Source organism: Streptococcus sp. 2018WUSS126 (assembly GCF_044427425.1).
In the GTDB taxonomy this organism is placed as follows: Bacteria; Bacillota; Bacilli; order Lactobacillales; family Streptococcaceae; genus Streptococcus; species Streptococcus hashimotonensis.
Genome location: NZ_JAOTGB010000010.1, coordinates 1 through 24530, shown reverse-complemented (window position 1 = coordinate 24530; position 24530 = coordinate 1). Strand labels below are relative to the sequence as shown.

Genomic DNA, 24530 nt, shown 5'->3' with positions numbered 1-24530 from the left:
AAAAGAGTACAAGAAATGGATACTAAGAGCCTTTTGGTAACAGGTTATAGACATACAGACCTGGGAATTTTTTCAGAAAAAGATCCTCGACTGCACATTATTAAATCTGCAATTCGTAGGAATTTTATTCGTTTTTTAGAAGAGGGTGTTAGTTGGTTCATACTGACAGGTCAATTGGGCTTTGAATACTGGGCCTTAGAAGTCTTGGAAGATTTACGAGCCGAGGGGTATCAACTGAGTATTGCAACAATATTTCCATTTGAAAATCATGGCGAACAGTGGAATGAGGCTAACCAAGCAAAGTTAGCACGGTTTAAGCAGGTTGATTTTGTAAAGTATGCCTATCCACGCTATGAAAACCCAGGGCAATTTAGAGACTATAACCAGTTTCTACTGGATAATACGACAGGTTGTTATTTGTTTTACGATTCTGAAAATGAAACCAATTTGAAATATTTATATCACATGGTCTTAAAGAAAGAAGGATATAATAGAAAAACGCTTACCTTTGAAGAATTGAATGAGGAGGCGGAAAATTTTTCAAATTCTGAGTGATTTGACTTGATTTTTCCCTATTTTTTTTAATATAATAGGAGTAGTGACGTTTTAGATTAGGGAGAGAGAGATGGCAAGTATTAAATTTACGACAAAAGATATTTTCGAGCAAGATTTTAAAATTGGTTTTCGTGGCTATGATCAAGATGAAGTGAACGATTTTCTTGATGATATTATGAAAGACTACGATGCTTATGAAGCGATTATCAAGGAATTAAAAGGCGAAATTGCTCGATTGAAAGCGCAGGCAGCAAATTCTCCCAAAACAACTCTTCCTACTGAAGAATCAAACGACGTATTGCGTACAGAACGTCCATCTTCAGCGACAAACTTTGATATTCTCTGCCGTCTGAATCGTCTGGAGAAAGAAGTATTTGGAAAACAAATCGTTCAGGATCAAGAATAGAAAATTGTACACCTAAACTGACACTTTATTCGCAGTTATTTTCTTGTGCACAAATATATTCTGTATTTGTGTCAGAGATATTCCTTGATTTAAAGTGGCTTGCTTTGTAGATACAACTTCTAAGATAATTAAGGTGCAATTTTTGGATAATCGCGTGGTAGTTTTCTACCATGAGGAAAGTCCATGCTAGCACTGGCTGAGATGCCAGTAGTGTTTGTGCTAGGCGAATCAATAAGCCTAGGGACGCCCTTGGGCGTTACGGCGGTTAAAATGGCTAAGTCTTTTGATATGCCAGAGTAGATCTGAAAGTGCCACAGTGACGAAGTTTTTATGGAAACGTAAAAAATGGAACGCGGTAAACCCCTCAAGCTAGCAACCCAAACTTTGGTCGGGGCATGGGATGGATGGAAATGAACAGAAATCCTGACTGTTTAGACAGTAGACAGATGGTTATCGAAGGTGGTAGAACCTAGTACCACCGGAACAAAACATGGCTTACAGAAAATTGCATAAAATAGGTAGCTAGCTCTGCTAGCTTTTATTGTAGAGGAAAAAAATGAAAAAACAATTTGAGTTGATTGCAACGGCAGCAGCAGGTCTGGAAGCGGTTGTGGGTCGAGAAATTCGTAATCTTGGCTATGAATGTCAAGTGGAAAATGGCCGTGTTCGATTCCAAGGAGATGTAAAATCCATTATCGAAACCAATATCTGGCTGCGTTCAGCTGATAGAATTAAAATCATTGTTGGACAATTTCCAGCAAAGACTTTTGAAGAGTTGTTCCAAGGAGTTTTTAACTTGGACTGGGAAAATTACTTGCCTCTAGGCTGCAAGTTCCCTATTTCCAAGGCTAAATGTGTCAAATCGAAATTGCATAATGAACCAAGTGTGCAGGCTATTTCTAAGAAAGCAGTTGTTAAGAAACTGCAGAAACACTTCTCTCGTCCCGAAGGGGTTCCCTTGCAAGAGGTGGGGGCAGAGTTTAAAATTGAAGTGTCGATTTTGAAAGATGTGGCGACAGTCATGATTGATACGACAGGTTCTAGTTTGTTTAAACGTGGTTATCGGGTGGAAAAAGGTGGCGCTCCAATCAAAGAAAATATGGCAGCTGCTATTTTGCAATTATCGAATTGGTATCCAGATAAACCGCTTATTGACCCTACTTGCGGATCGGGAACTTTCTGTATTGAGGCAGCTATGTTGGCCAAAAATATAGCCCCAGGTTTGAAGAGAAGTTTTGCATTTGAGGAATGGCCGTGGGTTGAGGATCAATTGGTGGCTGCATTACGCAAAGAAGCACAAGCTTCTATCAAGGCAGATTTGGTATTAGATATTGCTGGATCAGATATTGATGCTCGTATGATTGAAATTGCGAAGAAGAATGCATTTGCGGCAGGAGTTGAGCAGGATATTGTTTTCAAGCAAATGCGTGTGCAAGACTTGCGTACAGATAAAATTAATGGTGTCATTATTTCTAATCCACCTTACGGAGAACGTTTGTTGGATGATGAAGCCATTGTTACTCTGTATCGAGAAATGGGGCAGACTTTTGAACCACTCAAAACATGGTCTAAGTTTATTCTAACTAGTGATGAGTTGTTTGAAACCCGTTTTGGACAGCAAGCGGATAAGAAGCGCAAACTGTATAATGGTACCCTAAAAGTGGATCTTTATCAATTTTTTGGTCAACGAGTGAAACGTCAAGTGCAAGAAGTGCAAGGATAGGAGGACATCGTGGGAGAAAAAAATAGTCATCATCTTCCTTTGGATGAGGAGAAAGTTTTAGATTTTGAAGTGGCGAAAGATTTAACAATCGAAGAAGCAGTCAAAAAACATAAGGAAATTGAAGCGGGTGTGACAGAAGATGATGGTCTCTTGGATCGTTATATCAAGCAACATCGCGCAGAAATTGAATCTCAAAAATTTGAAACCAAAATCAATCATCTTCCTTTAGTTGAGGTGGCTGATGAGGAAAAAAATCAAGGACACGAAAGCGCGGAAGAGGTAGAAGCAAATGAGTCTTCTCTTACGGAAGTTAGTGAGGAGATTGCTCCTATTGTAGAAGAACTTTCGGTAACTCCGATGGAAACCTTGGAAGAAACAGTGATTGCAAGTACTGTAGCAATGGAGGGGTTATCTTCAGTGGCAGATGATTCTAGTTTAGAATTGGAAGAAGATGAAGCCGAAGACTTGGACCATAGTGAGGGCGCAGATAGGGACCAGAAAAAGAAATTTTACTTCTGGTCAGCAGTAGGGCTTTCAATGATTGGTGTAATGGCGACGGCGCTGGTTTGGATGAATTCGGTTAACAAATCGAATACTGCGACTTCTTCAAGTTCAACAAGTACAAGCCAGACATCATCGACAGCATCAAGTTCGACAGATGCGAATGTGACCGCTTTTGAACAGCTCTATAATAGTTTCTTTACGGATAGTAGTTTGACCAAGCTAAAAAATTCAGAGTTTGGTAAATTAGCAGAACTGAAAGTGCTGTTGGAAAAATTGGATAAGAATTCGGACAGTTATACCAAAGCTAAAGAACAGTATGATCATCTTGAAAAAGCCATTGCAGCCATTCAGGCCATTAATGGTCAGTTTGATAAAGAAGTCGTTGTTAATGGTGAAATTGATACAACGGCGACGGTTAAATCAGGAGAATCTCTTTCTGCGACAACGACAGGGATTAGTGCGGTTGACAGTCTATTGGCATCGGTCGTGAATTTTGGTCGTTCACAACAGGAAGTCGCTTCGGCTACGGTAGCAAGTGAGGCTGCAGTCACAAGCAACCAAACTGTATCTACTGGTGTACCAGCGACAACAGAAGTCGCTTCAACAACGGTTTCAGGCTCAACAACCGACTTTGGTGTTGCCGTGCCAGCTGGTGTCGTCTTGCAACGTGACCGCAGTCGTGTTCCTTATAATCAAGCAATGATTGATGATGTAAACAATGAAGCATGGAATTTCAATCCAGGTATTCTTGAAAATATTGTGACGATCTCGCAACAACGTGGGTATATAACAGGCAATCAATATATATTGGAAAAAGTCAATATTATCAACGGCAATGGCTACTACAATATGTTTAAACCAGATGGGACCTACTTGTTCTCTATAAATTGTAAGACAGGTTACTTTGTCGGTAATGGTGCTGGTCATTCTGATGCCTTGGATTATTAAACAAAAAAGCGGTTTACCCGCTTCGGATTGAAGAAAAAGTCCATTTTGGACAATTTTCTTCAATCTTTTTTTCTTTATGTTGAAAATAAAAAACTCTCAGAAACGCCGAAATATCAATGTTTCTAAGAGTTTAATGACTTGCTATCTTTCGCAAACTTCTTCAATTTTTTATATTTTTAGGAGTTTGTCTACGTTCTGAGCGGTTTATCCGCTTTTTTGTTAGATTGGTTTTCTTTCAAAGGCGTCGGTAGAGATTCCTTGAGAAAGGATTAGTTTGGCCCATTCTTTAGCTGAATGAAGGCTGTGGTCTTTGTAGTTACCGCATGATTCAATGGTTGTCCCAGGAACGTCCTCCCAAGTGATACCTTCTGCAATTTCTTCCAAACTCGACTTAATGACTTGAGCAATCTTTTCAGAGTCTTGTTTTCCCCACATAATCATGTGGAAACCTGTCCGACACCCGAAAGGAGAGCAGTCGATTAGCCCGTCGATGCGCTGGCGAATTAGTTTAGCTAATAGATGCTCGATGGTATGTAGACCAGCTGTATCCATTGCATTTTCGTTGGGTTGGATAAGGCGAATATCAAAGTTTGTAATAATGTCTCCTTTGGGTCCGACTTCTTCAGAAATTAAGCGGATGTAAGGTGCTTTTACAATAGTGTGGTCTAGCTCGAAGCTTTCGACAGTGACTTCTTTTTTCATGTTTTCCTCCAAATAAGTGATGAATTTATTATACCATATTTGACAATTTGGAATTGTGAAATCGTTTCAAATATGATAAAATAGATACAGATTTTGTGAAAATCGAATTATAAAAAAAGAGGTAGAAATATGGATATCATTACAGTAGTAGTGACACTTGTTTCTGCTCTCATTGGTTTAGTATTAGGTTACTTTGCCATTTCTTTGAAGATGAAATCTGCAAAAGAAACTGCAGAATTGACACTTTTAAACGCAGAACAAGAAGCTAGTAATGTTCGTGGTCGAGCAGAAGAGCAGGCTGAGGTTATTCTAAAAACAGCTGAGCGCGATCGCCAGACCTTGAAAAAAGAATTACTCTTGGAAGCTAAGGAAGAAGCTCGTAAGTACCGAGAAGAAATTGCAGAAGAATTTAAGTCAGAACGTCAAGAGTTGAAGCAAATCGAATCACGCTTGACAGAGCGGGCAACCAGCTTGGACCGCAAAGACGATAATTTGACCAACAAGGAAAAGACTTTGGAACAAAAGGAACAAAGTCTGACCGATAAAGCTAAGCACATTGATGAGCGTGAACAAGAAGTTGTAAAACTCGAAGAACAAAAAGCTTTGGAGTTAGAACGAGTGGCGGCCCTCAGTCAAGAAGAGGCGAAGGAAATCATCCTTACCGATACACGTGATAAATTGACGCATGAAATTGCGATTCGTATCAAGGAAGCAGAGCGTGAAGTAAAAGAACGTTCTGACAAGATGGCAAAGGACTTGTTAGCCCAAGCGATGCAACGCATATCAGGTGAATATGTGGCTGAGCAGACGATTACATCGGTTCATTTACCGGATGATGCGATGAAGGGACGGATTATTGGACGTGAGGGTCGAAATATTCGTACCTTTGAAAGTCTCACAGGTATCGATGTTATCATTGATGATACGCCGGAAGTGGTTGTTCTATCAGGTTTTGATCCGATTCGCCGTGAGATTGCCCGTATGACCATGGAGACCTTGCTTCAAGATGGTCGTATTCATCCAGCTCGTATTGAGGAGTTGGTTGAGAAACACCGTGTAGAGATGGATAACCGTATTCGTGAGTATGGGGAAGCTGCTGCTTATGAAGTTGGGGCACCAAACCTTCATCCAGACTTGATTAAAATCATGGGACGTTTGCATTTCCGTACCTCTTATGGACAAAATGTTCTTCGCCACTCAATCGAAGTTGCTAAATTAGCAGGTGTACTTGCTGCTGAATTGGGCGAGAATGTGAATTTGGCACGTCGAGCTGGTTTCCTACATGACGTTGGTAAAGCTATTGACCGTGAGGTGGATGGAAGCCACGTTGAAATTGGTACAGAATTGGCTAAGAAATATAAAGAGAATCCAATTGTTATCAATGCGATTGCTAGTCACCATGGCGATGTAGAAGCGACAAGTACTATCGCAGTCATTGTGGCTGCGGCAGATGCTCTGAGCGCTGCTCGTCCAGGTTCGCGTCGTGAATCTATGGAAGCCTACATCAAACGTCTGCAAGACTTGGAAGAAATCGCCAACAGTTTTGAAGGGATTAAACAATCCTATGCTATTCAGGCTGGTCGTGAAATTCGGATTATCGTTCATCCTAACAAGGTCACTGATGATCAGATTACCATCTTGGCCCATGATGTTCGTGAGAAAATTGAAAATAATCTGGATTATCCAGGAAATATCAAAATCACAGTTATCCGTGAAACAAGAGCAACAGATGTTGCTAAGTAAATGTAGAAGAGTCCGAAGGGCTCTTTTTCTACTGGCTCAAAGTTCGTTTAGGGTTGGGAATAGAAAATAGGAATAGGAAATATTCTAATCGTATTTAAAAGCAGTTGAAATTCATGCTAAATTTTGTTACACTAGAATGAAAGATTTAAAAGGAGATATCATGAAAGAGCGAGGCTTACTCATTGTCTTTTCTGGCCCATCTGGTGTTGGAAAAGGAACAGTTCGAAAGGAAATTTTTGAAAGCTCTGATAATAAATTTGAATATTCTGTATCCATGACGACACGTCCACAGAGACCGGGAGAAGTTGATGGAGTTGACTATTTCTTCCGTAGTCGTGAGGAATTTGAAGATTTGATTCGCCAGGGTCAAATGTTGGAATATGCAGAGTACGTTGGAAATTACTATGGAACACCTCTGACCTATGTCAATGAAACTCTTGATAAGGGAATTGATGTCTTTTTAGAAATTGAAGTACAGGGTGCCCTCCAAGTGAAGAAAAAGGTTCCAGATGGGGTGTTCATTTTCTTGACACCACCTGACTTGGAGGAGTTGCAAGATCGCTTGATTGGTCGCGGAACGGATAGTGAGGAAGTTATTGCTCAACGTATCGAACGTGCCAAGGAAGAGATCGCCTTGATGCGTGAGTATGATTATGCAGTTGTGAACGATGAAGTCCCGTTGGCTGCTGAGCGTGTCAAGCGTATTATCGAAGCAGAACATTTCCGTGTAGACCGAGTGATTGGTCGCTACGATGAAATGATTCGTGAACAGATAGCAGAACGATAAAAGAAAGAAGAGAGAATCACATTATGATGTTGAAGCCGTCAATTGATACCTTGTTGGATAAGGTACCATCTAAGTATTCTTTGGTTATTCTTGAGGCTAAGCGTGCCCATGAATTGGAAGCAGGTGCCAAACCAACTCAAGAATTTACCTCAGTGAAATCCACCCTACGCGCCTTGGAAGAAATTGAATCAGGTAATGTAGTCATCCACCCAGACCCAGAAGCGAAACGTGAGGCTGTTCGTCGCCGTGCCGAAGAGGCTAAACGTTTGGCAGAAGAAGAAGAGCGTAAAATCAAAGCTCAAATTGCTAAAGAAAAAGAAGAAGGCGAAAAGATTTAGAAACAAGACTCGGTTGGGATTGCCATCCGGGTTTCTTTTCACTTTCGGAATGATGAAAGTTTTGACAGAAAGGAGCTAGGTCATTTAGTTTATCTTTTAATATTTGCTCCAATAGTTGGAGTTTATACATAAAGTGAACCTTGTTCGCATCAGTCGTGGTATTAGAAGGTAAAATAAATGGAGATGGTATGTTAGCACAGATTATTGTAGACGTCCCTTTGATGCAGACAGATCAAGCTTATTCCTATCGCGTTCCAGCTGAGTTGGAAGAGGGGCTCATGGTTGGCGTGCGTGTCCATGTACCCTTTGGTAAGGGAAATCGGCTGATTCAAGGGATTGTGGTTGACCTGATTGATGAAGATGATGAAAATAACTTACAAGACTTGAAAGAGCTTGCCGAGGTTTTGGACTATAGTCCTGTTCTCAATCAAGAGCAATTTTGGTTGGCGGACCAGATGAGGAAGTCTGTCTTCTCCTATAAAATTACCCTCTTAAAATCCATGCTGCCCAGCTTGCTCAATTCGACCTATGACAAATTGCTCCGTCCAGGGCTTGGCTTGGAAATGGCAGAGCAGCTCAGCTTATTCGGTGATAAGGAGCAGATTCGTTTTTCTGACTTGGACGTGACAGAGCAAGGGAAAATCATGCGTCTAGCCCAGTCAGGGAAAATCTTGGTAGACTATGTGGCCAAGGATAAGAAGCAAATCAAGACGGAAAAATGGTACCGTGTTTATCTGGAGAAATTACGAGAAGCAGACATCAGCAATCGGGCCAAGAAACGGCAGCAGTTAAGGGAATTTCTTCTGGAACATTCTGAAGACCAGCTCCTTTCAAACCTAAAATCGGACTATTCAGCTGATACGCTCCGCTATTTCCAAGAAAAAGGCTATATAGAAGTCTGGGAAGAGGAAGTGTCGCGGACTCAGGGAGTTTTTGATAAGGTGGAAAAAACGCAGGCCTTGGATTTGAATCCAGAGCAGGCGATTGCGGTTCGTGAGATTGTGGCCTCTATCGGTCAGGAAAGCCAGACATTTCTACTGCAAGGAGTGACTGGTTCTGGGAAGACGGAAGTCTATCTCCAGGTCATTGATCGGGTCTTGAAGATGGGGAAAACGGCTATTATGCTAGTACCTGAGATTTCCTTGACCCCTCAGATGACCAATCGTTTTATTTCTCGTTTTGGTCAGCAGGTCGCGATTCTTCACTCGGGTTTGTCTGATGGAGAGAAGTATGACGAGTGGAGAAAGATTGAGGCTGGAAATGCCCAGGTGGTTGTCGGGGCTCGATCAGCTATCTTCGCTCCTTTGACAAATTTGGGTGTTATCATCATTGATGAGGAGCATGAGGCGACCTACAAGCAGGACAGCAATCCACGCTATCATGCGCGTGATGTGGCAAAGTTGCGGGCAGACTATAATCGAGCGACCCTGGTCTTGGGGTCTGCTACGCCGAGTCTTGAAACACGAGCTCGGGCTAGTCGAGGAGTCTATGGAAGACTGACTCTTAACCAGAGGGCCAATCCCTTGGCTCGTATTCCAGAAGTGGAAGTTGTGGATTTCCGTGATTATATCGGTCAGCAGGAGGCTAGTAATTTTACCCCTGTTCTGATTGATAAGATTAGAGAAAAGCTGGCTCGTAAGGAACAGGTCGTTCTTATGTTGAATCGGCGTGGTTATTCTTCTTTTGTCATGTGTCGTGATTGTGGGAGTGTTGACCAGTGTCCCAACTGTGATATTTCCCTGACGCTCCACATGGACACAAAAACGATGAATTGCCACTATTGTGGTTTTCAAAAGGGGATTCCTCAGACCTGTCCAAACTGCCAAAGTCGTTCTATTCGTTATTATGGGACGGGTACGCAAAAGGCCTACGATGAATTGCAGGAGCTCTTGCCAGAGGCTAGAATTTTGCGTATGGATGTGGATACTACCAAGAAAAAAGGTGCTCATGAGGACTTGCTCGAACGGTTTGGTCGAGGCGAAGCGGATATTCTTCTGGGAACCCAGATGATTGCCAAGGGCTTGGATTTTCCAAATGTGACGCTGGTTGGGGTGCTCAATGCTGATACGGCCCTCAATTTGCCTGATTTTCGGTCTTCTGAGCGGACCTTCCAGTTGCTAACTCAGGTAGCAGGTCGGGCTGGTCGAGCTGATAAGGAAGGGGAGGTCCTGATTCAGACCTACAACCCCAATCATTATGCTATTGCTTTTGCCAAAGAGCAGGATTATGAAGGTTTCTATCGTTATGAGATGGGCATTCGGAAAAATCTTGGTTATCCGCCTTACTATTTTACGGTTGGTCTAACCTTTTCGCACAAGTCGGAAGAATTTGTCGTGAAAAAAGCCTATGAAACTGTAGCCTTTCTCCGTCAACACTTAACAGATGCGATTCAAATCTTGGGACCGACACCCAAGCCCATTGCCAGAACCCATAATCTCTACCACTACCAGATCATCTTGAAATACCGGCATGAAGACCGTTTGGAAGAGGTCTTGAACCAGATTTTGGATTGGACACAGGAGAGAGAAAATCAAGATTTGCGGCTGATTATTGACAATGAACCGCAGAATATGATGTGAGGTCACTATTGACCTTGCATTTTTTTGTTTTAAGAACCTTTGATTAAGGAAAAAATAAGCAAAAATGATATAATTAGGGGATAGTATAATTGATATGAATCAGAAAATGAAAAGGAGATGAGAACACGAATATGACAAAGTTGATTTTTATGGGAACGCCAGCGTTTTCAGCGACGGTCTTAAGAGGGCTCTTAGCTGATGGAAATTATAACATAATGGCAGTTGTAACCCAGCCAGACCGAGCTGTTGGACGAAAAAAAGTCATCCAAATGACACCTGTGAAAGAAGTAGCCTTGGAATACAATTTACCAGTCTTTCAACCAGAGAAGCTATCTGGGAGTCAAGAAATGGATGAGCTGATGAATTTAGGAGCAGACGGGATTGTGACGGCAGCTTTTGGGCAATTCCTACCAACCAAATTATTGAACTCAGTTGACTTTGCGGTCAATGTTCACGCTTCTCTTCTTCCTAAATACCGTGGCGGTGCTCCTATCCATTACGCTTTGATTAACGGTGATGAGCGTGCCGGCGTAACCATTATGGAAATGGTCAAGGAAATGGATGCCGGTGACATGATTTCCAGCGATAGCATTGCTATTGAAGAAAGTGACAATGTCGGCACCTTGTTTGAAAAGTTGGCTGTTGTTGGTCGGGATTTATTATTACAAACCTTACCAGCCTATATTGCTGGTGACTTGAAACCAGTCGCTCAAAATCCAGAACAGGTAACCTTCTCACCAAATATCCAGCCAGAAGAAGAGGTACTGGATTGGAATAAGACAGCTCGTCAACTATTTAATCACATTCGCGGTATGTACCCGTGGCCCGTTGCCCACACCTATTGGCAAGGGGAACGGTTTAAAATTCAAGAAGCTGTAGAAGCAGAAGGTGAAGGACCAGTTGGTCGGGTTGTTGCTCGAAGCAAGAAAGAATTGATCATTGCGACAGGTCAGGGAGCCCTTTCTCTGAAAACAGTCCAGCCAGCTGGTAAGCCAAAAATGACCATTGCAGACTTTTTAAATGGTGCAGGTCGAGATATTGCAGTAGGAGATCAATTTGGTGATCAATAAACATGAAACAGCAAGAAGTCTAGCCTTATCTGTATTGGAACAAGTCTTTGATCAAGGAGCTTACTCGAACATCGCTCTCAATAAGGCTCTAGAATCTTCTCGTTTATCAGCACAGGACAAGGGCTTGGCGACCGAGTTGGTTTATGGGACGGTTTCTCGTAAAATTACCCTAGAGTGGTATTTGGCACATTTTATCGAAGATAGAGAAAAGTTGGACACTTGGGTCTACTATCTCCTCATGTTGAGCCTCTACCAGTTGGTATATTTGGACAAATTGCCCCCCCACGCAGTTGTCAATGAGGCAGTTAATATTGCCAAGCGAAAGCCTGGAACTGACAAATTTGTCAATGCTATTTTGCGTAAGCTTAGTCAGGATTCGTTGCCGAAACCAGCAGATATTAAAAGAAAGAACAAACGTCTATCCGTTCAGTATTCTGTGCCAGTTTGGTTGGTCCAAACCCTGATTGCAGAATATGGCGATGAACGTGCAGAGAAGATTTTCCAAAGCTTACATGATCGGAATAAGGCCAGCGTACGCGTGACGGATAGTCAACAAGTGGAGCGATTGGCAGAGGAGCTAGGCGCCCAACACTCGCAGTTATCACCAGTTGGATTGGTTAAATCTCATGGACACTTTGCGGGGACAGATTATTTCAGGGAAGGGCTTATCACTATTCAAGACGAAACCAGTCAATTGGTAGCTCCGACTTTGGATATTCAAGGAGATGAAATCATCTTGGATGCCTGTGCAGCTCCGGGTGGAAAGACCTGTCATATGGCAAGCTATCTTACGGATGGAAAAGTTTATGCGTTGGATTTATATGATCATAAACTAAACCTGATTGAAGAAAACGCACTTCGTTTAGGTCTAGAAGATAAGATTGAGACCAAACGTCTGGACGCCAGTCGTGTTCATGAAACATTTGGCCCTGATACCTTTGATAAGATATTGGTAGACGCCCCTTGTTCAGGTATTGGACTCATCCGCCGTAAGCCAGATATTCGTTATAACAAGGCATCGATGGACTTTGATTCTTTAAAGACTATCCAGTTACAGATACTGGACAGTGTTTGCCAAAGCTTGAAAATTGGTGGTATAATAACCTATAGCACATGTACGATTATTGCTAAGGAAAACCAAGAGGTTATTCAAGAATTTCTGCAAAACCATCCCAATTTTGAGCAGGTGACACTAGAACACCCTCAAACAGATATTATGGTGGATGGCTGCTTGTTGATAACCCCTGAACAGTATAAGACAGATGGATTTTTCATCGGTCAACTTAGACGAAAATCCTAGAATAAGAGGAGGAAGTTGCTTAGCAACGATAAAAATTATGGAAATTGCATTACTTACTGATGTAGGACAGAAACGTTCGAACAACCAAGACTATATCAATCGCTACAAAAACCGTGCAGGGATTGATTTGGTCGTATTAGCTGATGGAATGGGTGGTCACCGTGCCGGCCATATTGCTAGTGAAATGGCAGCAACAGATTTGGGAGCTGCTTGGGTTGATACTCAATTAGTGACCTTAAATGATGTCCGTGAATGGATGGTTGCAATCATTGACGCTGAAAACCAAAAGATTCATGAACTTGGACAGACAGAAGAATACAAGGGGATGGGAACAACTCTTGAAGCAGTTGTTGTCATCGACAACCAAATGATCTATGCCCATGTCGGAGATTCACGAGTTGGATTGATTAGAGATGGCGAATATACACGTCTAACCAACGACCATTCGCTGGTAGGTGCCCTTGTTCGAGCTGGTCAGCTCACAGAAGAAGAAGCACAGCGTCATCCTCAAAAAAATATTGTAACGCAGTCCATCGGACAAGCCGAACCAATTGAACCAGACATTGCTTTGAAAACTCTTGAGGTTGGAGATTATGTCCTTATTAACAGCGATGGCTTAACCAATATGGTACCAACCGAGGACATTCGTGATATTGTATTGAGTGATGTTTCAATTGAAAGCAAGGTAGAAACACTTGTACGTTTTGCCAATAATGCAGGCGGTCTAGATAATATTACAGTAGGTTTGCTTCACATTACGGAGGAGGCTAGGTAATGATTCAAATCGGTAAGATCTTTGCCGGTCGGTATCGAATCGTTCGGCAAATTGGTCGAGGCGGTATGGCAGATGTTTACCTAGCAAGAGATTTGATTTTAGATGGAGAAGAGGTTGCCGTTAAAGTTCTTCGGACCAACTATCAGACAGATCAAATTGCTATCCAGCGTTTTCAACGTGAAGCGCGTGCCATGGCAGAACTTGACCATCCCAATATCGTTCGTATTTCGGACATCGGCGAAGAAGATGGTCAACAGTATCTGGCTATGGAATATGTCAATGGCCTCGATTTAAAACGTTATATAAAAGAAAATGCACCACTCTCCAACGATGTTGCGGTGCGAATTATGGGACAGATTCTCCTTGCTATGCGAATGGCGCACACGAGAGGAATTGTCCATCGAGATTTGAAACCTCAGAACGTCCTTTTGACTTCCAATGGAGTCGCTAAAGTAACAGACTTTGGTATTGCAGTTGCCTTTGCTGAAACGAGTTTGACACAAACCAACTCCATGTTGGGTTCTGTTCACTATCTTTCACCTGAGCAGGCGCGTGGTTCGAAAGCGACCATTCAAAGTGACATTTATGCGATGGGAATCATCCTTTTTGAAATGTTGACGGGTCGCATTCCCTATGATGGAGATAGTGCTGTGACGATCGCTCTTCAGCATTTTCAAAAACCTCTCCCATCTGTTAGAGAAGAGAATGCCAACGTACCTCAGGCCTTAGAAAATGTTGTACTAAAAGCAACGGCTAAAAAATTAAACGAGCGCTATAAGTCGGTTGCAGAAATGTACGCAGATTTAGCTTCGGCTCTATCCATGGATCGTCGGAATGAACCCAGGGTTGAACTAGAAGGGAACAAGGTTGATACAAAAACCTTGCCAAAACTCTCCCAGGCCAATGTTGAAACGAAAGTACCGCATACAAACAGTTCTGCTCAAGTTTCTGCGACGGATAAGGGGTCTGGTAAGAAAGAAGTGGCGAACTCAGGGAATAAGCCTGTTTCAAAACCAAGACCGGGGATGCGTACACGCTATAAAGTCTTGATAGGAGCTATTTTGTTAACAGTCATAGCGGTTGGACTCATGTTTTTCAACACTCCACGGACAGTTACCGTCCCTGATGTGTCTGGTCAAACCGTTGAAAAAGCTACAGAAATGATTGAAGTAGCAGGATTGGAAGTCGGAAACATCACAGAAGAAGCGACCGCAACTGTAGATGAAGGCTTGGTAATACGAACCTCTCCGGCTGCAAAGACGACCAGACGTCAAGGGAGTAAGATTGATATTGTAGTAGCAACGGCTGCGCTGTCATCTATTCCAGATGTGGTGGATAAGGAGTCTGATACTGCACGGCAGGAATTGGAGGCTCTTGGTTTCCAAGTGACAATAAAAGAAGAATATAGCGAAAAAGTTGCCCAAGGACTCGTCATCAAAACAGATCCAGAAGCAAATAGTTCTGCTGAGAAGGGGGCAAAAATTACCCTTTACGTTTCCAAAGGAGTGGCGCCACAAGTTGTTCCAAACGTTGTTGGAAAAAGTCAGGAGAATGCTACTCAAGTTCTTCAGACAGCAGGATTCAGTGTTGGAACCATTACTCAGGAATATAGCTCATCTGTTACTGCGGGTCAGGTTATCAGTACAGATCCCGTTGCCAATACAGAATTGGCAAAAGGTTCTATCATCAATCTAGTTATTTCAAAAGGAAAAGAGTTGATTATGCCTGATTTAACATCTCGCAATTACACCTATTCACAGGCGCGTAGTCAATTACAAGCCTTGGGTGTCAATGCGGAAAATATTGAAAAACAAGAAGATAGAAGTTATTATTCAACGACAAGTGATATTGTCATTGGACAATATCCTGCTGCTGGAGCAACAATTGATGGAACAGTTACCTTGTATGTCTCCGTTGCATCAACCAGAACCAGTAGCGATTCTTCAACAGGAAGTTCCACAAGCACAAGTACTTCAACAGATAGCGGACAATAAAGATGAATAAGGTTGGGTAGATGCCCAATGTCGTTAAGCTAACTAACCTATCATATTTTGTGGTAGGTTAGTTTTTTATGTTACACTAAAAATAGAAGGGGGAAGGTCATGCTAGATCAGATTAAAGCTCATTTATACTCTTCGAAAATCAAAATTATCCGTTGTCAACTTGACTTGATGAACTCCAGTTCTATCTTCGACTTCGTTTCCTAGGCTACTTTTGATTTTCATTGAGTATTATTTGATAGTATAGACAATATTTAGTTTTATAGCCCTTTAGTTTCTCTTTGATTACTTCATCAACTTGCTTTGAACTAAAAGTAAACTAAAACTATATATCAGTCAGTCCTATATTTCCTACTTTGGATGGAGTTCTTTTACTTATTTTTTGTTACAATAGTATAGAAAGGATGGAGAAGATGCGGAAAGTTCAATTTTTTCTACTAATAGAAAGTATGATTTTTACGATGGCAGCCTTTGATGTGGTAGCCAATGAGGCCAGTCGGACCCTGCTACTTTTCTCTGCCTTATTACTCATCATTTGGTACTTCCTAGGAAGAAAAGTCAACAGTGTTTTACTGGTCAGCTCCTTATCTCTATTATTTTTGGTCTTTGTTTTAAATCCCTTCTTCATTATTGGGATTATGCTACTAGTCGTCTACATGCTGATTAATTTCTTTTCACGTTATGAAAAGAGAAACCAATATACCCACATTGTTTTTAGTGACTATTCTCTACAGGTTCAAAAAGAGAAAAATAGATGGTTTGGCAACCACGACCACTCTCAAGATAGGTTTGGTTTTGAAGATATTAACATTGTACGCTTGTTTGGCAATGATGTAGTTGATTTGGATAAGACTGTATTAGTTGGCAGAGATAATATTGTTGTAATTCGTAAAACGTTTGGACGGACAAAAATTATTGTTCCAATTGATGTTGAGGTTGCACTGTCAGCAACTAGTATCTATGGACGAGTAAGTTTCCTGGGTGAATCATACTGGGATTTGCGGAATGAAAGTATAGTGGTCAATAGTCCCGATTATCAAGAATCACACAAACGTGTAAAAGTCGTTACAAACAATATACTGGGAGATGTGGAGGTGGTTCGCGTATGAGAAAACGTACCTACCTACTCCTCGCCTGGTTTGCCTGTCTTATTGTTTTTGTGGTGATTGCTTCCACCCTCCCACTTTTAAATTATTCATTGCTAGATGTTACGCTCTGGATTTCAACGGAGCAGCTCGTGTTTACTCTCATTCTACTAGTTATTGTTTTAACTCTTTTTCTAGCTGTAATGGTACAAACTGTCAGCCTAGCCTCCACCCAGGTTATGCGGACGAAGTTACAAGCTATCTTGAAGAATAAAAGCATTCGAACAGACACCGAAAGTGATCAACTCTTGCTCCAGTTGTCTGATAAGGTCAGAAACCTCACACGTCAGGTGCAGCTGGTTGACAATCAAGATTTAGTCAAGAAAGAAGAGATTGTTGAGGGAGAACGGAAACGGATTGCCAGGGATTTGCATGATACGGTTAGTCAAGAGTTATTTGCAACGAGCATGATTTTGTCAGGATTATCGTCCAATCTATCCACTCTTCCGCAGGAAACCTTGCAGGAACAGCTGATGCTCGTGAAAGACATGATTGAGTCTGCCCAAAGAGATCTACGCATCCTATTATTACATCTACGCCCAAGTGAACTTGAAAGTAAAACCTTGGTTGAAGGATTTGAGCTGATTTTGCGTGAAGTTAGCGACAAAAGTAATATTATCGTTCATTTCCAACATGAAGTAGAGGAGCTACCGAAACTAATTGAAGAACATCTCTTCCGCATTGCGCAAGAAATTATCAGTAATACCTTGCGACATGCCAAGGCCAAGCATTTGGATGTTTACCTCTTGCAGAAGGAAACAGAACTGCAGTTGAAAATGACAGACGATGGTATCGGCTTCCAACAAGGTGCAGATGATGAATTAAGTTACGGTCTTCAAAACATACGTGAGCGGGTTGAAGACATGGCTGGAACGATAAAAATTCGCACAGCCCCAAATAAGGGAGTGGCGATCGATATTCGTATCCCACTATTGAAAGGAAAAGAAGATGAATACGATTCGAGTGATGCTGGTTGACGACCATGAGATGGTTCGTCTAGGATTGAAAAGTTACTTAAATTTACAGCCAGATGTTGAAGTAGTTGCAGAAGCTAGTGATGGCGAGGAAGGTTTGGCTAAAGCATTAGAGGTTAAACCCGATGTTGTAGTGATGGACTTGGTTATGCCCAAGATGACTGGCGTAGAAGCAACCCTGGCCTTGCTGAAGGAATGGCCGCAAGCGCAGATTGTCATCCTGACCTCCTACCTAGATAATGAAAAAATCTATCCTGTGCTGGAAGCAGGAGCTCGTGGCTATATGTTGAAAACGTCAAGTGCTGACGAAATCTTAGCAGCCATCCGCAAGGTAGCTCTTGGAGAATATGCTATTGAGACAGAAGTAGAGAAAAAAGTAGAGCACCATAAACGCCACCCAGATTTACATGATGACTTGACAGCTCGTGAACGCGAAATCTTGACGCTGTTAGCCAAGGGATATGATAATCAACGAATTGCAGATGAGTCCTTCATATCCTTAAAAACTGTAAAAACCCATGTTTCCAATATCTTATCCAAACTAGCTGTTAGCGACCGTACTCAAGCAGTTGTTTATGCTTTCCAGCATGGTTTGGTGGCGCAAGAGGACCAATAGTGGTATAATGAAAATTAGTTAATTTTCAACCAAAGGATAGTGGAATTATATGGATGCAAAACTCAGATATAAGGCAAAAAAAATAAAAATAGTCTTTTTTGACATTGACGACACGCTACGTGTGAAGAATACAGGCTACATTCCTGAATCAATTCAGCAGGTTTTCAAATCACTGAAAGAAAAGGGAATTTTGACAGGAATTGCGTCAGGACGAACGCCATATGGTTTAGTGCCAGAAATCAAGGCCTTAAAGCCAGACTTTTTCGCTATGATTAACGGATCCTACGTAGAAGATGCCAAAGGTCAGGTAGTGTACCATCAGCCAATGCCCCAAAATTTAGTAGAATCTGTATTAAATTGGGCTAAAGAAATTGGAATAGAATATGGTATGCTTGGTAGTCGAAAAGGGACGCTTTCTGCACGAACTGACCGCATTAGTCAAGTAATTGACTTGATTTATGAAGGTTTGGAAACAAACCCAACTTTTTATAAAGAAAATGACATCTATCAATTGTTAACTTTTGAGAAAGATGGTCACGAAGTAGAACTTCCAGAAGAGTTGCAAGCGGAATTGCGTAGTGTTCGCTGGGATGCTATTTCATCGGACATTGTGCTAAAAGGCTCTTCCAAAGCAACTGGTGTTGCTAAGGTTGTTGAAAAACTAGGCCTGAAACCTGAAAATGTCCTAGTATTCGGAGATGGACTCAACGATATTGAGTTATTCGATTATGCAGGAATTAGTATCGCTATGGGGCATTCGCATCCAGAACTGCAAAAGCATGCAGATTATATCACAAAAAAAGTAGAAGAAGATGGCATTTTTGATGCCTTGGAGAAATTAGGTATGGTAGAAAAAGAAAAATATTTCCCGCAATTAGATTTGGAAAATGTTACAGGGCCAGTTGCGCATATCAAGACTAACCATGGTAAGTTAACAGTAAAACTCTTCCCTGAAATTGCACCCAAAACTGTAGCAAATTTCGTAGCTCTTTCTAAAGATGGCTATTATGACGGAATTATCTTCCATCGTATTATCAAAGACTTTATGATTCAAGGTGGCGATCCAACCGGAACAGGCATGGGTGGTGAATCTATTTATGGTACTGCGTTTGAAGATGAATTTTCAATGGAAGCTTTTAATCTCAGAGGAGCCTTGTCTATGGCCAATGCAGGACCAAATACAAATGGAAGCCAATTCTTTATCGTTCAAAACCAAAACTTCCCATACAATGCGAAAGAATTAGAACGAGGCGGTTGGCCTAAAGAAGTTGCAGAAGCCTATGTCAAAAATGGCGGGACACCACATCTAGACCAACGCCACACAGTGTTTGGTCATCTAGTTGATGAAGAATCCTTCGTCGTCTTGGATGCTATCGCAGCGGTTGCAACAGATTCAGCAGATCGTCCACATGAAGATGTTGTAATTGAGACCATCGAAATAGAGGATTAAGATGAAAATCGGAGATAAACTCAAGGGGACGGTAACGGGCATTCAGCCGTATGGAGCCTTTGTACAATTAGAGAATGGGACGACGGGCCTGATTCATATCTCGGAAATCAAAACAGGTTTTGTTGATAATATTTATGATCATTTAAAATTGGGGCAAGAGGTTTTGGTACAGGTAGTTGACTTTGATGAATATACTGAAAAGGCTAGTTTATCAATCCGGACCTTAGAAGAAGAACAACAAAAAATTCCGCGTCATCATCGTTTTACAAATGAACGGAATAAAATTGGTTTTTCCCCTTTAGCAAAACAACTTCCGAAATGGATTGAGGAAGCTAAAGGCTATCTCAAAGAACACAAAGAACAGAAGGTATAGGATGCATTCCTAACCTTCTTTCTTTTTAATCATTGAACTCGTAAAGAGCTGTTGACAAGTAACGTTCTCCGTTATCAGGCAAGATTGCCAACACTTTTTTTCCAGTTCCCAACTCCTTAGCGACTTCGATAGCAGCGTGAATTGCTGCACCTGAAGAAATACCAACTAAGAATCCTTCTTTTCCACCGATAGCACGACCTGTAGCTAAGGCATCATCGGATTTGACACGAATAATGCCATCATAGGCGCTAGTGTCCAAAGTATCTGGAATAAAACCTGCCGAAATACCTTGGATCTTGTGCGGACCAGGTGCTTCACCAGATAAGACAGCTGATTCATCAGCTTCGACAGCATAGATAGCAATATCTGGATTTGCTGTCTTCAAAACATGCGAAACACCTGAAACGGTACCACCAGTACCAACGCCAGATACAAAGGCATCTAAACCAGTTGTTCCAAAGTCTTCCAAAATTTCCTGTCCTGTTGTAACTTCGTGAACTTTTGGATTAGATGGATTAGCAAACTGGAAAGGAACCCAGCCATTTTTTTCTTCAGCAATCTCTTTTGCTTTGGCGATAGCCCCCTTCATCCCTTCGCTACCAGGAGTCAAGACAAGTTCAGCTCCATAAGCTTGGATAATCTTACGACGTTCAACACTCATGGTTTCAGGCATGACGATAATCACCTTATAACCTTTTGCTGCCCCAACCCAAGCAAGACCGATACCAGTGTTACCACTTGTTGGCTCAACAATAGTATCTCCAGGTTTGATGGTACCAGCCTTTTCAGCATCTTCAATCATAGCCAAGGCGATCCGGTCTTTTACAGAAGATCCTGGGTTAAAGGCCTCTAATTTCACATAGACTTCCGCTGCCCCCTCTGGAACGATATTATTGAGTTTAATAACAGGTGTTTTTCCAACTAATTGAGTAATGTTTTGATAAATAGCCATATGGCACCTCCAAATAATGTTATTATACATTATATAGTAGAAAGTCAAAAAGGGATAATATAAAAAAACTATCTCGCCGATAGCTTTTTTTAATAGACAGGTACCTCAATGATTCGAGAGTTAGCTTTTTCCGCGAATACTTTTCCGTGGTAAAAGTCAGTAAGACTTGCTAATGTTTGTTCAAGGAATTCTTTATCGACAAAAATCATGGTTGAAACTTCAGTAGTAAACTGGGTATCAAATTCTTCCAGACCTTGCTCAGCTCGCCAATTGGCAAACTCTTGGTATTGGGCATAGGACATGCTAATGGAAATCCCTTCCTGCTCCTTAACTTCCACAACCCCGATTTCCTTGACTGCATTAGCCACGGCTCCAGCGTAAGCACGAATAAGTCCGCCTGCCCCTAGTTTGATACCTCCAAAATAGCGGGTAACTACCGTTGCGACATTGGTCAGTTCGTGATTTTCTAAAACCGTCAGCATTGGCACACCAGCAGTGCCAGACGGCTCCCCATCATCTGAGGAACGCTTGATTTCCATATTTTCTCCAAGGACAAAAGCAGAGCAGTTATGAGTAGCCTTGTAATGTTCTTTCTTGATCTTGTTGATAAAGTCGCGAGCTTCCTCCTCGCTGGTCACTCGTTTCATAAAGCAGATAAATCGTGACTTTTTAATTTCTTCTTCAACAATACCATCTTCTCTAATTGTTTTAAATTCTTTCATAACCAAATTGTACTAATTTTTTTTAAAACTGACAAGAAATTCCGAATAAATAAGCGATGAAAGAATTAGAAAATTATTATGGAAGATTATTTACCAAATACCAATTGACAGCAAAAGAAAGAGAAATAGCAGAAAAAGTGCCAAGTATTACAAAAAAGAATAACTGCTTTCGCTGTGGAACAACTTTTGAAGAAGAAAACAAATTGCCAAACGATGCTTATTACTGTCGAGCCTGCTTGCTTCTAGGCAGAGTGCGGTCGGACGAAAAACTCTATCATTTTCCTCAGAAAGATTTTCCAATCACTAAGTGTTTAAAGTGGAAAGGTCAACTAACTGATTGGCAACAAAGAATTTCAGATGGACTAGTTGCAAACGTGGAAAATAATCGTGCGACATTGGTTCATGCAGTAACAGGAGCAGGTAAGACAGAAATGATTTACCACACCGTTGCCTCAGTGATTGATAAAGGCGGAGCGGTTTGCTTAGCCAGTCCTCGAATCGATGTTTGTATCGAACTCTATAAACGACTGCAAAATGACTTTTCAGTTCCAATTAGTTTACTACATGGAGAGTCTGAACCCTATTTCCGAACTCCATTAGTTGTAGCAACCACACATCAGTTATTAAAATTTTATCAGGCCTTTGATTTGGTTTTGATTGATGAAGTAGACGCCTTTCCCTATGCAGATAATCCCATGCTCTATCGAGCAGCAGACAATGCGGTCAAGGAAGCCGGTGTTCAAGTTTTTCTGACGGCGACTTCAACAGATGAATTGGATAAAAAAGTCAGAACGGGCAAATTAAGCCGTCTTAGTTTGCCAAGGCGCTTTCATGGCAATCCGCTTGTTGTCCCGCAAAAAGTCTGGTTTAGTAGATTCGATGATACCCTAAAGAAAAATAGACTAGTTCCAAAGTTGAAAAAAGTGATTGAAGAACAGAGAAAGTCGGGCTTTCCCTTACTCATTTTTGTCCCTGAAATCTCCAAAGGTCAAGAATTTACCAAGATAATGAAAAAAACATTCCCAGAAGAAACAATTGACTTTGTATCCAGTCAAACAGAAAATCGCCTTGAAATCGTTGAGGGGTTTCGCAAGAGAGAAATCACAGTCTTAATATCGACTACTATTCTTGAACGTGGGGTAACCTTCCCATGTGTAGACGTCTTTGTTGTTCAAGCCAATCATTACCTCTACACAGCGTCAAGTCTTGTTCAGATTGCAGGCCGAGTCGGCAGGAGTATGGAACGTCCGACTGGGTTACTCCAGTTTTATCATGAAGGAAGTACAGGAGCCATTGAAAAGGCAATCGCTGAAATTAAACAGATGAACAAGGAGGCTGGTTATGTCTAATTGTCTATTGTGCGATCAAGCTATGAAAAATAAAACAAGATTTTCAGATCTCATCTTCTTTAGTAAAGAAAAATCGGGCACCTGTGAAGAATGTTTTTCGACTTTTGAGGAAATAGCAGAGCAACACTGTCCACATTGTTATAAAAATGGAGAATCGGAAAGTTGCAAGGATTGTCAGTACTGGCAGAATCAAGGGAAACCAGTTGTCCACACAGCTTTGTACCAATATAATCAAGCGATGGCACATTATTTTAGTCGCTACAAATTTCAAGGAGACTATGTTTTAAGAAACATTTTTGCTAAAAAGCTTAGAATAGCGTTACGCCAATTTCCTGACTACACAATTGTTCCCATACCAATTAGTCCAAAACGACTATCAGAACGTGGGTTTAATCAAGTGGAAGGACTTTTGGATGCTACAAATATTCCTTATCAATCCCTTCTTGGAAAGTATGAAAGCCAAAAACAATCGTCTAAAAATCGAGCAGAGAGACTAGAAGCAAAACAGATGTTCTATCTATTAGATGAAAAAGAAGTGCCGGAAAAAATATTATTATTCGACGATATATACACAACAGGAGCCACAATCCAACTTGCTGTAGAACTTTTCATGAAAATTGGTAGGAAAGAAATCAAAACATTTTCACTAACACGATAAGAAAACGGTTGCAATATTCCTATAATGTGGTATAATAATAGTGAAGAAAGGCGAAAGCCAAGAAAGAGGTACTAATATGATTAAATTCAGTATTCGTGGAGAAAACCTTGAAGTTACAGATGCACTTCGCACCTATGTAGAAGAGAAAGTGGCTAAGATTGAGAAATATTTCAATGAAGAACAAGAGTTGAATGCTAAAGTAAATCTAAAAGTTTACCGTGACAAGCGCGCAAAAGTAGAAGTAACAATTCCAGTTGGAGCAGTTACACTTCGCGCAGAAGATATTTCACAAGAAATGTATGGCTCTATCGATCTTGTAGTAGATAAGATTGAACGCCAAATTCGTCGTAACAAAACCAAGATTGAACGAAAACATCGTCAAAAAGTGGCAACTGGTCAAGTCTTTACAGATGAACTTGTTGAGCAAACAGGTGAGGAAGTAAAAGTGGTTCGTACTAAGCAAGTAGACTTGAAACCAATGGATATGGAAGAAGCAGTCCTCCAATTGGAGTTGCTCGGACATGATTTCTTTATCTATACAGATGCCAATGACGGTACAACAAATGTATTGTATAGACGTGAAGATGGAGATTTGGGTCTTCTAGAGGTACGTCAATAAAGATAATAAAACAGTTGCAGTTTTTGCAGCTGTTTTATCATTTTCAAAAAAACGGTTGACAATGTATAGTAAGTCGTGATAGAATAAATGAGTTGTCTCTTGAGGGGCTAGTCAGTAGCGGAATGAAAAAAAGTTTCGAAAAAGTGTTGACAAGTCCAGTAGAAGATGATAGAATAAATGAGTTGTCTCTTGAGCAACTAGTTAACAGAGGAACGAAAAAAAGTTTCAAAAAAGTGTTGACA

General features: G+C 41.2%; 23 protein-coding genes, 1 other RNA gene and 1 pseudogene. 22 read left to right on the top strand and 3 right to left on the bottom strand.

Translation table 11 applies throughout. The features are described 5' to 3' along the window. Positions 1-15 precede the first annotated feature (15 nt). From ODU34_RS05005 to ODU34_RS04985, 5 genes are all read left to right on the top strand, one after another. Entirely contained in the window at positions 16-555 is a 540-nt protein-coding gene (locus ODU34_RS05005) for a DUF1273 domain-containing protein (RefSeq protein WP_024406404.1), read from the top strand. Between the two features lie 70 nt (positions 556-625). Beyond that, complete coding sequence (gene gpsB, locus ODU34_RS05000) at positions 626-961, top strand: cell division regulator GpsB (protein WP_398578389.1); 336 nt, start codon at positions 626-628, stop codon at positions 959-961. A 138-nt stretch (positions 962-1099) separates the two neighbouring features. After that, positions 1100-1464, top strand: an RNA gene (gene rnpB, locus ODU34_RS04995) — RNase P RNA component class B. 53 nt (positions 1465-1517) lie between these two features. Beyond that, the gene (locus tag ODU34_RS04990) at positions 1518-2684 is read left to right on the top strand and encodes a class I SAM-dependent RNA methyltransferase (protein ID WP_029172045.1); all 1167 of its coding nucleotides are present in this window, start codon (positions 1518-1520) and stop codon (positions 2682-2684) included. 9 nt (positions 2685-2693) lie between these two features. Next, positions 2694-4136 carry a cell division site-positioning protein MapZ family protein gene (locus ODU34_RS04985; protein WP_105178504.1) on the top strand — a complete coding sequence of 481 codons (1443 nt, stop codon included), beginning with the start codon at positions 2694-2696 and terminating at the stop codon, positions 4134-4136. 219 nt (positions 4137-4355) lie between these two features. Here the strand turns inward: ODU34_RS04985 and ODU34_RS04980 are convergent, their stop codons facing one another. Further along, entirely contained in the window at positions 4356-4838 is a 483-nt protein-coding gene (locus ODU34_RS04980) for an S-ribosylhomocysteine lyase (protein ID WP_004194159.1), read from the bottom strand. A 129-nt stretch (positions 4839-4967) separates the two neighbouring features. Here ODU34_RS04980 and ODU34_RS04975 point away from each other — a divergent pair, with 129 nt between their 5' ends. The 14 genes and pseudogenes from ODU34_RS04975 to ODU34_RS04910 all read left to right on the top strand — a co-directional run bounded on the left by ODU34_RS04975 (position 4968) and on the right by ODU34_RS04910 (position 19988). Continuing rightward, positions 4968-6581 carry a ribonuclease Y gene (locus ODU34_RS04975; protein WP_105178505.1) on the top strand — a complete coding sequence of 538 codons (1614 nt, stop codon included), beginning with the start codon at positions 4968-4970 and terminating at the stop codon, positions 6579-6581. Positions 6582-6741: 160 nt separating this feature from the next. Continuing rightward, positions 6742-7368 carry a guanylate kinase gene (gmk, locus tag ODU34_RS04970; RefSeq protein WP_004194155.1) on the top strand — a complete coding sequence of 209 codons (627 nt, stop codon included), beginning with the start codon at positions 6742-6744 and terminating at the stop codon, positions 7366-7368. 23 nt (positions 7369-7391) lie between these two features. Next, entirely contained in the window at positions 7392-7706 is a 315-nt protein-coding gene (gene rpoZ, locus ODU34_RS04965) for a DNA-directed RNA polymerase subunit omega (RefSeq protein ID WP_004194153.1), read from the top strand. Positions 7707-7894: 188 nt separating this feature from the next. After that, a complete protein-coding gene (locus tag ODU34_RS04960) occupies positions 7895-10285 on the top strand; it encodes a primosomal protein N' (protein WP_105178506.1) in 2391 nt (796 codons plus the stop codon). Between the two features lie 131 nt (positions 10286-10416). Next, positions 10417-11355, top strand: coding sequence for a methionyl-tRNA formyltransferase (gene fmt, locus ODU34_RS04955; RefSeq protein WP_105178507.1), 939 nt, complete (start codon positions 10417-10419; stop codon positions 11353-11355). Continuing rightward, positions 11342-12655, top strand: a complete 1314-nt coding sequence (rsmB, locus tag ODU34_RS04950; protein ID WP_105178508.1) for a 16S rRNA (cytosine(967)-C(5))-methyltransferase RsmB — start codon at positions 11342-11344, stop codon at positions 12653-12655. The genes fmt and rsmB overlap by 14 nt, the downstream gene beginning before the upstream one ends. Before the next feature lie 37 nt (positions 12656-12692). Next, positions 12693-13430, top strand: a complete 738-nt coding sequence (locus ODU34_RS04945) for a Stp1/IreP family PP2C-type Ser/Thr phosphatase (protein WP_004194145.1) — start codon at positions 12693-12695, stop codon at positions 13428-13430. After that, positions 13430-14932: pseudogene (gene pknB, locus ODU34_RS04940) on the top strand (Stk1 family PASTA domain-containing Ser/Thr kinase); the annotation flags it as partial. The gene ODU34_RS04945 and the pseudogene pknB, both read left to right, overlap by 1 nt. A gap of 3 nt (positions 14933-14935) precedes the next feature. Then, positions 14936-15424: a PASTA domain-containing protein gene (locus ODU34_RS04935; RefSeq protein WP_371128166.1), complete on the top strand. Its 489-nt coding sequence runs from the start codon at positions 14936-14938 to the stop codon at positions 15422-15424. A gap of 419 nt (positions 15425-15843) precedes the next feature. Next, entirely contained in the window at positions 15844-16539 is a 696-nt protein-coding gene (liaF, locus tag ODU34_RS04930) for a cell wall-active antibiotics response protein LiaF (RefSeq protein WP_105178509.1), read from the top strand. Continuing rightward, complete coding sequence (locus ODU34_RS04925; protein ID WP_002937028.1) at positions 16536-17552, top strand: sensor histidine kinase; 1017 nt, start codon at positions 16536-16538, stop codon at positions 17550-17552. Before liaF ends, ODU34_RS04925 begins: the two co-directional genes overlap by 4 nt. Next, positions 17524-18165 (top strand): response regulator transcription factor, encoded by a 642-nt coding sequence (locus tag ODU34_RS04920; protein WP_002937025.1) that lies wholly within the window; start codon positions 17524-17526, stop codon positions 18163-18165. The genes ODU34_RS04925 and ODU34_RS04920 overlap by 29 nt, the downstream gene beginning before the upstream one ends. Before the next feature lie 49 nt (positions 18166-18214). Continuing rightward, complete coding sequence (locus tag ODU34_RS04915) at positions 18215-19615, top strand: bifunctional Cof-type HAD-IIB family hydrolase/peptidylprolyl isomerase (RefSeq protein ID WP_105178510.1); 1401 nt, start codon at positions 18215-18217, stop codon at positions 19613-19615. 1 nt (position 19616) lies between these two features. Further along, positions 19617-19988, top strand: coding sequence for a S1 RNA-binding domain-containing protein (locus ODU34_RS04910; RefSeq protein ID WP_105178511.1), 372 nt, complete (start codon positions 19617-19619; stop codon positions 19986-19988). Positions 19989-20013: 25 nt separating this feature from the next. Here the strand turns inward: ODU34_RS04910 and cysK are convergent, their stop codons facing one another. Then, a complete protein-coding gene (cysK, locus tag ODU34_RS04905; protein ID WP_105178512.1) occupies positions 20014-20940 on the bottom strand; it encodes a cysteine synthase A in 927 nt (308 codons plus the stop codon). A gap of 89 nt (positions 20941-21029) precedes the next feature. After that, a complete protein-coding gene (locus tag ODU34_RS04900; RefSeq protein ID WP_169051001.1) occupies positions 21030-21662 on the bottom strand; it encodes a YigZ family protein in 633 nt (210 codons plus the stop codon). A 56-nt stretch (positions 21663-21718) separates the two neighbouring features. Between ODU34_RS04900 and ODU34_RS04895 the strand changes: the two genes are divergently transcribed. The 3 genes from ODU34_RS04895 to hpf all read left to right on the top strand — a co-directional run bounded on the left by ODU34_RS04895 (position 21719) and on the right by hpf (position 24288). Continuing rightward, positions 21719-23011, top strand: a complete 1293-nt coding sequence (locus ODU34_RS04895) for a DEAD/DEAH box helicase (RefSeq protein ID WP_105178514.1) — start codon at positions 21719-21721, stop codon at positions 23009-23011. Beyond that, complete coding sequence (locus ODU34_RS04890; RefSeq protein ID WP_105178515.1) at positions 23004-23669, top strand: ComF family protein; 666 nt, start codon at positions 23004-23006, stop codon at positions 23667-23669. Before ODU34_RS04895 ends, ODU34_RS04890 begins: the two co-directional genes overlap by 8 nt. Positions 23670-23745: 76 nt before the next feature. Further along, positions 23746-24288 (top strand): ribosome hibernation-promoting factor, HPF/YfiA family, encoded by a 543-nt coding sequence (gene hpf, locus ODU34_RS04885; protein WP_014637536.1) that lies wholly within the window; start codon positions 23746-23748, stop codon positions 24286-24288. Positions 24289-24530: the final 242 nt, after the last annotated feature.

Coding starts and splice junctions, on each gene's coding strand:
- ODU34_RS05005 (WP_024406404.1), top strand. CDS start 16: ATGGATACTAAGAGCCTTTTGGTAACAGGTTATAGACATACAGACCTG.
- gpsB (WP_398578389.1), top strand. CDS start 626: ATGGCAAGTATTAAATTTACGACAAAAGATATTTTCGAGCAAGATTTT.
- ODU34_RS04990 (WP_029172045.1), top strand. CDS start 1,518: ATGAAAAAACAATTTGAGTTGATTGCAACGGCAGCAGCAGGTCTGGAA.
- ODU34_RS04980 (WP_004194159.1), bottom strand. CDS start 4,838: ATGAAAAAAGAAGTCACTGTCGAAAGCTTCGAGCTAGACCACACTATT.
- ODU34_RS04975 (WP_105178505.1), top strand. CDS start 4,968: ATGGATATCATTACAGTAGTAGTGACACTTGTTTCTGCTCTCATTGGT.
- gmk (WP_004194155.1), top strand. CDS start 6,742: ATGAAAGAGCGAGGCTTACTCATTGTCTTTTCTGGCCCATCTGGTGTT.
- rpoZ (WP_004194153.1), top strand. CDS start 7,392: ATGATGTTGAAGCCGTCAATTGATACCTTGTTGGATAAGGTACCATCT.
- ODU34_RS04960 (WP_105178506.1), top strand. CDS start 7,895: ATGTTAGCACAGATTATTGTAGACGTCCCTTTGATGCAGACAGATCAA.
- fmt (WP_105178507.1), top strand. CDS start 10,417: ATGACAAAGTTGATTTTTATGGGAACGCCAGCGTTTTCAGCGACGGTC.
- ODU34_RS04945 (WP_004194145.1), top strand. CDS start 12,693: ATGGAAATTGCATTACTTACTGATGTAGGACAGAAACGTTCGAACAAC.
- liaF (WP_105178509.1), top strand. CDS start 15,844: ATGCGGAAAGTTCAATTTTTTCTACTAATAGAAAGTATGATTTTTACG.
- ODU34_RS04925 (WP_002937028.1), top strand. CDS start 16,536: ATGAGAAAACGTACCTACCTACTCCTCGCCTGGTTTGCCTGTCTTATT.
- ODU34_RS04920 (WP_002937025.1), top strand. CDS start 17,524: ATGAATACGATTCGAGTGATGCTGGTTGACGACCATGAGATGGTTCGT.
- ODU34_RS04915 (WP_105178510.1), top strand. CDS start 18,215: ATGGATGCAAAACTCAGATATAAGGCAAAAAAAATAAAAATAGTCTTT.
- ODU34_RS04910 (WP_105178511.1), top strand. CDS start 19,617: ATGAAAATCGGAGATAAACTCAAGGGGACGGTAACGGGCATTCAGCCG.
- cysK (WP_105178512.1), bottom strand. CDS start 20,940: ATGGCTATTTATCAAAACATTACTCAATTAGTTGGAAAAACACCTGTT.
- ODU34_RS04900 (WP_169051001.1), bottom strand. CDS start 21,662: ATGAAAGAATTTAAAACAATTAGAGAAGATGGTATTGTTGAAGAAGAA.
- ODU34_RS04895 (WP_105178514.1), top strand. CDS start 21,719: ATGAAAGAATTAGAAAATTATTATGGAAGATTATTTACCAAATACCAA.
- ODU34_RS04890 (WP_105178515.1), top strand. CDS start 23,004: ATGTCTAATTGTCTATTGTGCGATCAAGCTATGAAAAATAAAACAAGA.
- hpf (WP_014637536.1), top strand. CDS start 23,746: ATGATTAAATTCAGTATTCGTGGAGAAAACCTTGAAGTTACAGATGCA.